The organism is Tetragenococcus muriaticus DSM 15685, assembly GCF_000423785.1.
Lineage (GTDB): Bacteria > Bacillota > Bacilli > Lactobacillales > Enterococcaceae > Tetragenococcus > Tetragenococcus muriaticus.
The window spans coordinates 26,378-35,069 of the sequence record NZ_AUIQ01000015.1 but is presented as its reverse complement, the minus strand read 5'-3'; the positions used below and the strand labels follow the sequence as shown (position 1 = coordinate 35,069).

10 protein-coding genes and 1 other RNA gene are annotated in these 8,692 nt (G+C 35.3%); 7 read left to right on the top strand and 4 right to left on the bottom strand.

The annotated features are described in order from the left end of the window. Positions 1-87 precede the first annotated feature (87 nt). From G577_RS0104060 to rimM, 3 genes are read right to left on the bottom strand one after another with little or no spacing between them, the layout of a single operon-like run. On the bottom strand, positions 88-381 hold the full coding sequence (locus tag G577_RS0104060) for an AbrB family transcriptional regulator (protein WP_028790085.1): 294 nt from the start codon (positions 379-381) through the stop codon (positions 88-90). A 49-nt stretch (positions 382-430) separates the two neighbouring features. After that, the gene (gene trmD / locus G577_RS0104055; RefSeq protein ID WP_028790084.1) at positions 431-1,165 is read right to left on the bottom strand and encodes a tRNA (guanosine(37)-N1)-methyltransferase TrmD; all 735 of its coding nucleotides are present in this window, start codon (positions 1,163-1,165) and stop codon (positions 431-433) included. Continuing rightward, positions 1,155-1,679: a ribosome maturation factor RimM gene (gene rimM, locus G577_RS0104050; RefSeq protein WP_028790083.1), complete on the bottom strand. Its 525-nt coding sequence runs from the start codon at positions 1,677-1,679 to the stop codon at positions 1,155-1,157. The genes trmD and rimM overlap by 11 nt, the downstream gene beginning before the upstream one ends. A 142-nt stretch (positions 1,680-1,821) precedes the next feature. Here rimM and G577_RS0104045 point away from each other — a divergent pair, with 142 nt between their 5' ends. The 5 genes from G577_RS0104045 (at position 1,822) to ssrA (ending at position 5,486) form a co-directional block, all read left to right on the top strand. Beyond that, a complete protein-coding gene (locus tag G577_RS0104045; RefSeq protein WP_028790082.1) occupies positions 1,822-2,256 on the top strand; it encodes a universal stress protein in 435 nt (144 codons plus the stop codon). Positions 2,257-2,436: 180 nt separating this feature from the next. Further along, complete coding sequence (locus G577_RS0104040; protein WP_028790081.1) at positions 2,437-2,706, top strand: ACT domain-containing protein; 270 nt, start codon at positions 2,437-2,439, stop codon at positions 2,704-2,706. A gap of 10 nt (positions 2,707-2,716) precedes the next feature. Further along, a complete protein-coding gene (locus G577_RS0104035) occupies positions 2,717-4,066 on the top strand; it encodes a PFL family protein (RefSeq protein ID WP_028790080.1) in 1,350 nt (449 codons plus the stop codon). A 21-nt stretch (positions 4,067-4,087) separates the two neighbouring features. Beyond that, a complete protein-coding gene (locus G577_RS0104030; RefSeq protein ID WP_028790079.1) occupies positions 4,088-4,555 on the top strand; it encodes a GAF domain-containing protein in 468 nt (155 codons plus the stop codon). 566 nt (positions 4,556-5,121) lie between these two features. Then, positions 5,122-5,486, top strand: a transfer-messenger RNA (tmRNA) gene (gene ssrA, locus G577_RS11765). Between the two features lie 125 nt (positions 5,487-5,611). Here ssrA and G577_RS0104025 read toward each other — a convergent pair. After that, entirely contained in the window at positions 5,612-6,124 is a 513-nt protein-coding gene (locus G577_RS0104025; RefSeq protein WP_155988485.1) for a hypothetical protein, read from the bottom strand. Between the two features lie 375 nt (positions 6,125-6,499). Between G577_RS0104025 and G577_RS0104020 the strand changes: the two genes are divergently transcribed. Together G577_RS0104020 and G577_RS0104015 are read left to right on the top strand one after the other, a co-directional pair. Then, a complete protein-coding gene (locus G577_RS0104020) occupies positions 6,500-7,219 on the top strand; it encodes a response regulator transcription factor (protein WP_028790077.1) in 720 nt (239 codons plus the stop codon). Further along, a complete protein-coding gene (locus tag G577_RS0104015) occupies positions 7,219-8,664 on the top strand; it encodes an ATP-binding protein (protein WP_028790076.1) in 1,446 nt (481 codons plus the stop codon). The genes G577_RS0104020 and G577_RS0104015 overlap by 1 nt, the downstream gene beginning before the upstream one ends. The last annotated feature ends 28 nt before the right edge of the window (positions 8,665-8,692 follow it).

The following is an 8,692-nucleotide window of genomic DNA, read 5'->3' as shown; positions in this document are numbered from 1 at the left end:
TGTACACCCAGAAGGTGAAGCAACTAAACTTTTAGAAAAATGAGCATACCAATGATTGAATCATTCTTGGAAAAATTTATAAATCATTCAGGATGTATTGATTGTTAAAAGAATTAATAATAAAAGCGTTGGTTTGATGACGTATTTTAAATGGATGATATCCGAGCGAGTAAGCTTTTGTCCAATAAAAATTCCGGCGGCGATTTGGGCAATTACTTTGACCTCTTGAGGGAAAAAAGCTTTATTTGTAAGTACAGAAAAAAGCATGACAGCTAGCATACTACCGATCATAAATGGGGCTGGGAAATTTAATCTTTGCCCAAGCTTTCCGCCTATGAAGGCGACAATAAAAGTAAAAAGCATGGAAATACCTATTGACAATAGAATAACCTCCATCAATAAAAACAAGTTTACTACAGCTACTGCTTCCTTATCGTTCGTGCTTAATTTCTTTCAAAAGTGTGTTCATTTCATCTGTTAATTCTATGCTTTCTAACATATCGGGCCTACGTATCCATGTACGTCGTAAAGCTTCTTTTAACTGCCAACGTTCAATTAACTTATGATTTCCATTTTTCAAAACCTCGGGAACTTCCATTTCATTAAAAACAGCGGGCCTTGTATATTGTGGATGTTCCAACAAACCTGTTGAATGGGAATCTGTTTTTGCTGAAAGCTCATTGCCTAATACTTCTGGCAATAATCGAACAGTGGCATCGATCATTACCATTGCACCTAATTCTCCACCAGTTAGCACATAGTCGCCAATCGAAACTTCATCTGTTACTAGAGAGCGAATACGTTCATCATAACCTTCATAATGTCCACAGATGAAAACCAGATGCTCTTCTTGCGCAAAGTCTTCTGCCATTTTTTGATTAAATGGAGTTCCTGCAGGGTCTAACAAAACGACTCTTTTTTTAGTGTCAGGTGACGATTTTTTTATGGATTGCAAGTTATCATAAATAGGCTGTACTTTTAAAAGCATGCCCGCTCCTCCACCGTAGGGATAATCATCTACCGTATGATGTTTATTTGCTGAGTAATCTCGAAAGTTCGATATGTTGATTTCCAAGTGTCCATTTTCTTGAGCCTTGCCAATCATCGATTCTCCCATAGGTCCTTCAAACATTTTTGGAAATAGCGTTAATACATCAATTTTCATCGTCTAACAACCCTTCTGGAATTTCAACATAAGCTTTTTGATTCTCTAGGTCAATTTTTTTTACTACAGAAGAAATAAAAGGAATTAAAGCATCTGCTTTCCCCTGTCTTTGAATTACCCAAACATCGTTTGCTCCAGGGGAAAGAATTTCTTTTACTTCCCCTAATTTTTCTCCGTTTTCTTCATAAATACTTAAACCTATGATTTCATAGTAATAATATTCATCTTCATTTACCTTTGAAAGTTCAGTTTTGGGCACCATTAATATACTATCACGAAAAACTTCAACGTCGTTGATAGAAGGATAACCTTCAAAAGACAGTAAGTCGAAATTTTTATGTTTTCGGTGGCTTGCGACTGTTAGTTCAATAGGTTCTTGATCCTTAAGAAAAACAGTCAACTTTGCTCCTTTGTGATAACGTTCTTCAGGGGCATCCGTTAACGACATCACACGGACTTCCCCTTTAATTCCTTGTGTATTTACAATTTTTCCTACTTCTAAATATTCAACCAATAGGCTCCCTCGTTTCGTATATAGTCTTATTTATTTTAGCATGCTCAGCTGCTGAAAGCTAGATTTGCTGACATGTATAATAAAATACTATGGTAATTATTTGCAGTAATGATATAATAAAGAAAAGAAGGAGGCGTTTACAATGCTGGATACTTACAAACGAATTTTAGTTGCTATTGACGGATCGGAAAAATCAGAGAAGGCTTTTAATGAGGCAATCGAAATCGCCAAACGAAATGATGCGACTGTTTTTTTGGCTTGGATTATCAATGATGTTGAACTGACCACTAGTGCTTATGCTTTTTCGCGGTTATTAAAAGATGAGCAACAAAGCATTGAAGAAGATATGGATGAGAAAATAAAAATTGCTGAACAAGCGGGAGTAAAAAGTATTGAGCGTATTGTAGAAATTGGTTCCCCTAAAGAAATGATTGCCATGGATTTATCGAAAGAGCACGAAATTGATTTAATTGTTATAGGCTCAACGGGTAAAGGGGCTATCGCTCAAGCTTTAGTTGGTTCTACAACGGCTTTTGTAGTAAATCATGCGCCTTGTAACGTAATGGTTATTAGATAATAATTTAAATAAATGTGTGGATAATTGCCGTATAAGTGGAAAAGCTTATGTGGCAATTATCTTTTTGTTTATATCTCAGTATTTTTAAATAGGTGTAAAAATGAAAGTTTCTTATGATAAAATACAGTTTAGGAAATTTCACTTATGTTACAATAAAGGAGATATAAGGGAGGAATAAACATGCGGGCAGTTTTAACTGTAATTGGCAAAGATAAAGTAGGTATCGTGGCACATGTAAGCCAACACTTGGCTGCGTTAAATATAAATATTGTAGATATTACACAAACAATTATGCAAGATTACTTTACAATGATGATGATTTTAGAAATGGATAAACAAGTTAATTTTGAGTCTATTCGAGACGAATTAGACAAAGCAGGTCAACAATTAGGAATAAAAATTAGCATCCAAAATGAAGAAATTTTTAATGCGATGCATAAGTTAGGATAGGAGATAGAGTATGGAAACCAAGCAAATCCTTGAAACCATTCGAATGATAGAAGAAGATAACCTAGATATTCGGACAATTACAATGGGTATTTCTTTGTTAGATTGTATTGATGCGGATGTTGAGATAGCTTGTGAAAAAATTTATCAAAAAATTACTCGTTGTGCTAAAAACTTAGTAAGTGTTGGTGAGCAAATCGCAACAGAATATGGCATCCCGATTATTAATAAGCGGATTTCTATTACACCTATTGCTACCATTGCTTCTGCTGCTAAAGCAACAAGTGCTGATTGTATTAAATACGCTCGAGCTTTAGATCGTGCAGCTAAAGAAGTAGGCGTAGATTTTATTGGAGGATATAGTGCTCTAGTGGAAAAAGGGTTTCAGGGATCAGAATTAGCCTTCATTGAATCTATCCCACAAGCGTTAGCTGAAACGGATTATGTTTGTTCTTCCGTAAATATTGGTTCAACGAAAGCTGGAATTAATATGAATGCTGTGCAAACGATGGGGGATGTGATTAAACAAACTGCGGAAAAATCTGACTTAGGTTGTGCTAAACTTGTAGTATTTGCAAACGCAGTTGAAGATAATCCATTTATGGCCGGTGCTTTTCATGGTTTTGGCGAGGAAGACGTTGTTATTAATGTAGGAGTGAGCGGTCCTGGTGTAATGAAACGAGCGTTAGAAAAAGTGAAAGGTGAACCTTTTGATGTAGTAGCTGAAACTGTAAAAAAGACAGCTTTCAAAATTACTCGTATGGGTCAATTAGTAGGACAAGAAGCCTCTAAGCGGTTAGGGGTTTCATTTGGTATCGTCGATCTTTCGTTAGCGCCTACTCCAGCTGTTGGAGATAGCGTAGCCGAAATTTTAGAAGAAATGGGATTAGAGACGGTAGGAACGCATGGAACAACTGCTGCGCTTGCTTTATTAAATGACGCTGTGAAAAAAGGTGGCGTTATGGCCTGTAATCATGTAGGAGGCTTATCAGGAGCCTTCATTCCTGTATCCGAAGACGCCGGAATGATTGATGGTGTGAAAGCAGGAAGTTTAAATTTAGAAAAACTTGAAGCTATGACAGCTATTTGTTCTGTTGGTCTAGATATGGTAGCAATCCCAGGGGATACATCTGCGGAGTCGATCAGTGGAATGATTGCAGACGAAGCAGCTATTGGCGTTATTAATCATAAAACAACAGCCGTACGCATTATCCCGGCTAAAGGTAAACACATTGGCGATCATATTGAATTTGGAGGTTTGCTAGGATCAGCTCCAGTAATGAAAATTAACGATGCTAGTTCTGCTGAATTTATACAGCGCGGTGGTAGTATTCCCGCGCCATTACATTCTTTTAGGAATTAAAATAAAGGAGAAAGATAGTTTATGGAAAATAAAGAAGAAAAACAAAAGTCATATGAAATGATGCTATCACAACAAGAAGAGCTGTTAAAAGATGAAACGCATTGGTTAGCCACTTTAGCTAATGCTACGGCTCTATTAAATATGACTCTTCCGAAAACGATATTTGCTGGATTTTATTTGTTTAATGAAAATGAGTTAATATTAGGCCCTTTTCAGGGGAAGGTTTCCTGCACGCGAATTCAACTAGGCAACGGGGTTTGTGGTGAAGCTGCTGCTGAAAAGCAAACAGTCATTGTAGGAAATGTCAAAGAACATAAAAATTATATCTCTTGTGATTCCGAGGCTTTATCCGAAATTGTAGTGCCTATGATAAAGGATGGGAGGTTACTTGGAGTTCTTGATATCGATAGCCAAGAACTAAATCGTTATAATCAAACGGATCAAAACTACCTTGAAGCTTATTGTGAAAAATTAGTCAACGTATTTTGAATGAAAAAAGCCTGGATTGTTATTTTTCAGCAATGGTGTTTAATAAGTTATCTTTCCTAGATTTGGAACTTTTATGATATAAAATCTAATAGAATGATAAAAGATAATTTATGAACGATTATTGTTGAAATTTTTAATCCAGACTCTTTTTAATATTTTTTCGAGCGGTTATTCAATAACTGCCACCAGAGATTTGACGATATAACCAATCGAATGGTGCAAAGAAAATATCTTCCATGTACTCGTCCCCCTCTAATTTAAATAATAACATAGGCATGGATTACAAAGAGATTGGTTTTTATTACAAATTAAATAAGTTATATTACACACAAAAGCTGTATAAGAGAAAATGACTTATGCATAACTTTATAGAAACCTATGATCTGAAAGGAGCTCAGAGCACAGATTTATCCTGGCTGTCTCCTTTTTTATCATAGGATAAATTTTGTCCTCTGTTTTTTATAAATGAAAAGTGAAATTGTATTTACTTTCGAAAAGAGACGAATTACTTGAAAAAAATACAAATTATGATAAAATAGTCATTGGTTATAGAGCCCTTTAATTAAGGGGACGTTACGGATTCGACAGGCATAGATCGAGCTTGAATTGCATTTCGTAGGTTGCGTCTACGTAAAAACGCTCAGTTAAATATAACTGCTAAAAACAATAACAATTCTTACGCTTTAGCTGCGTAAAAACAGCTAGCGTAGATCCTCTCGGCATCGCCCATGTGTCGAATCAGGGTCTCAACTTTAGTGGGATACGCATTGACTTTCCGTCTGGAAGTCAATGAAGAGATGATCAGACTAGCTTTATAAACGGCTTGTCGCATAGCGGTTTATAAAGCGAATTTAAATTTATGTGACTATGAGTGTAGATATTCAAGCGGCGATATGTCTGGACGCGGGTTCAACTCCCGCCGTCTCCATATGGAGATTTCAGAGCTTTGCAAAAAATACCCAAATCCTAATTGAAAAAGGATTTGGGTATTTTTGCTTTCGCTGGACTACTTAAGTTTAAAACTGGGTCGAAATCAAAGTAATCTTTACTATCGCCTTAATAAAGCTCAAACAGCAAAGAAACAGGTTCGAAGGTTGACTCTTTTGGAAAAATGAAGAAAGGGAACGTTTGATCCGTGAGCTCTAAAAATTGTACCTTTTGGATAACAGCGTCGTCAGCGATAGTTGTTCTCAATTTTTCTAATTCGGGGTACTTTTTATGGTCTAAAATAAAAGATTTCATTTTTTCAAAGGTTGAGGGCAAGTCTTTTTGTAAATCGTTTTGAATTTGGGGCTTATTGTAATCGGTCACGCCATTATAAGGCATTGTTCTACTGACAAATGATTCCTTGAAAGCGTATTGATCTTCTGGACTTATAAAAGGGGCAAAAAAAGATTCTTCAGAGAAAAATTCACCAGTAATTAAACGTCCGTTAACTTCAAATACTACACTTTGCTGAAGAAGAAAATCTCTGTCAAAAACTAAATCTTCCAAGAGGTATAAAAACAAAGCAGCTTGCTTTTGGTTCACTATTAGCACCTCCAAATCTAAATTTTGTAGCGCTTTCATATTTGCTAGTTTAATTATATCATATTTTATTAATAGAAGAGAAAAAAAAGCGATGTAGGAGCAAAAGATAAGGATGAAAAAAATCATACTTTCAATACAATTATTAAACAAATAAAATACAAAGGTTTCTCAAAGAATTAAATAATCGGTTGGTGCATTATTTAATTTGGAGTATACTAATAAAAGAGTAGCTAAAATTTACCACAATTTTTCTAGGTTAAATGCTATAATCTTTGTGGTAGAAAGAACTTGCCTTAGTGGTAAAATAAAAATAAATAGAAAAGATTAAGTAAAGTTCTTAGTTATTTTATGAATTATCTTTTTTGAGTAGATGAAACTAAGAAAAACATGAGTATAAAACAAGAGGTGGGCAACGTGAACATATTAATGATTGAAGATAATGAGTCAGTTTGTGAAATGATGCAAATGTTTTTTTTGAATGAGGGGTGGGAAGTCTCTTATAAATATGATGGACAAGCTGGAATTGACGCTTTTTTAGAAGATCCACAAAAATGGCATATGATTATTTTGGATTTAAATTTACCAGAAGTAGACGGCATGGTCGTAGCTCGCAAAATCCGTGAAGTTTCAAGTGTAGTCCCATTGATTATGTTGACAGCTAGAGATTCTGAAAGTGATCAAGTGATCGGGTTAGAAATTGGAGCGGATGATTATGTGACTAAACCTTTCAGCCCCTTAACTTTAATTGCTCGGATGAAAGCTCTTCATCGTCGTAGTGATTTAACAAATGTGTCTTCTGATACGACAACACAAAGCGATGCAGAATTTGATGTGCAAACTTCTCATTTTCAAATGAATACAAAGACGCGAGAAGCTTTTTTGAATGGAAAAGAAATTAATGACTTAACACCTAAAGAGTTTGACTTGTTATATACTTTAGCAAATAAACCACGCCAAGTATTTTCTCGTGAAAAATTACTTGAATTAGTATGGGACTATCAGTACTTTGGAGATGAGCGGACAGTGGATGCGCATATTAAAAAGTTGCGCCAAAAAGTTGAAAAGATCGGCCCTCAAGTTATACAAACAGTATGGGGCGTTGGTTACAAGTTTGATGATTCAGGGGATGAATGATGCGCTATTTATATCAACAATTACTAGCTTTTTGGGTTGTAATCCTAGTAACATTAGTAACGTTAGGGATTTCTTTTACTCAAATGACAAAACAAACGATTGAAGAAAATAACTATCAACAACTTTTCGGTTATGCTGATGCAGTGGTAGAAGAAATCAATGAAAATTTACCAACCTATTCATTAGAATCAGTAACTCGGGATTCGCTGAATCGCTCTGAAGCCATATTGAATCAGCAAAATGTTCACTTTACGTTTATTACAGATGATAGAGAAGTTCTTTATCCTACTTCGACAGAAATGCCAATTACTTTTTCATTTGATGATTATTGGGAAAATTTGCGTGCGGGACAACAGCAGCAGGTGACAGCGAGTACGAATATTTTTGGAGAAGAGGAGGCAACATCCTATGCAATGATTCCCTTTAATTTGGATAATGAATTTTACGGAGCTTTAATTGTGACGCAGTCTGCTCAAAATGTGAAAAATTCGGTGGCAGAGTTTACTAATAATTTACTTAAGGGATTTGTCTTATCTGTTATTGTGGCCTTAATCATCAGTTTTTTATATGCTAAGATCCAAGTAAGGCGGATTAATCGAATGAAAGAAGCGACTCGAGAGATTGCCAATGGGAATTTTGATAATGTATTGCCATCACGTAATCGGGACGAATTTGATGAGTTGGCTGAGGACTTTAATAAAATGACCGATTCGTTAAAAAAATCCCAAGAAGAGGTTAATCGGCAAGAAGAACGACGTAGACAATTCATGGCAGATGCTTCTCATGAAATGCGCACCCCTTTAACTACGATTAATGGAATATTAGAGGGACTGCAATACCAAGCGATTCCAGAAGATCAGAAGGATAATGCGATTGGTTTAATGAAAAACGAGACAAATCGCTTAATTCGTCTAGTGAATGAGAACTTAGATTATGAAAAGATTCGAACCAACCAAATCTCTATAGTTGTAAAAAAATTTGATGGAACACAGGCATTACAATCAATATTAGTACAAATGGAACAAAAAGCAGAAGCTGCTAATGATCGATTAGTTTTAGAAACAACAGAAAATGTGCCGATTTTTGCTGATTATGACCGTTTTGTACAAATTATCGTTAATATTATTCAAAATTCTATTCAATTTACTGAAAATGGCGAAATTCGATTAAAAATCGAAAAGGGTTATTTAGAAACAACCGTTACTATCACGGATACAGGCGTTGGAATGACAGAGGAACAAGTAAATAATATATTTGAACGTTACTATAAAATTGACCCGTCAAGAAAAAATAAAAAATTTGGTGAATCAGGCTTAGGGCTTCCGATTGTTCAACAATTGGTTCATATGCATAAAGGTAAAATTGAGGTATACAGTCAGCCAAATCAAGGGACGAGCTTTGTTATCACTTTTCCTGATACCGATCCGGAGAAAGAAGCTGAATAATAGATAAAAAAATAAACCTAAATTAGTG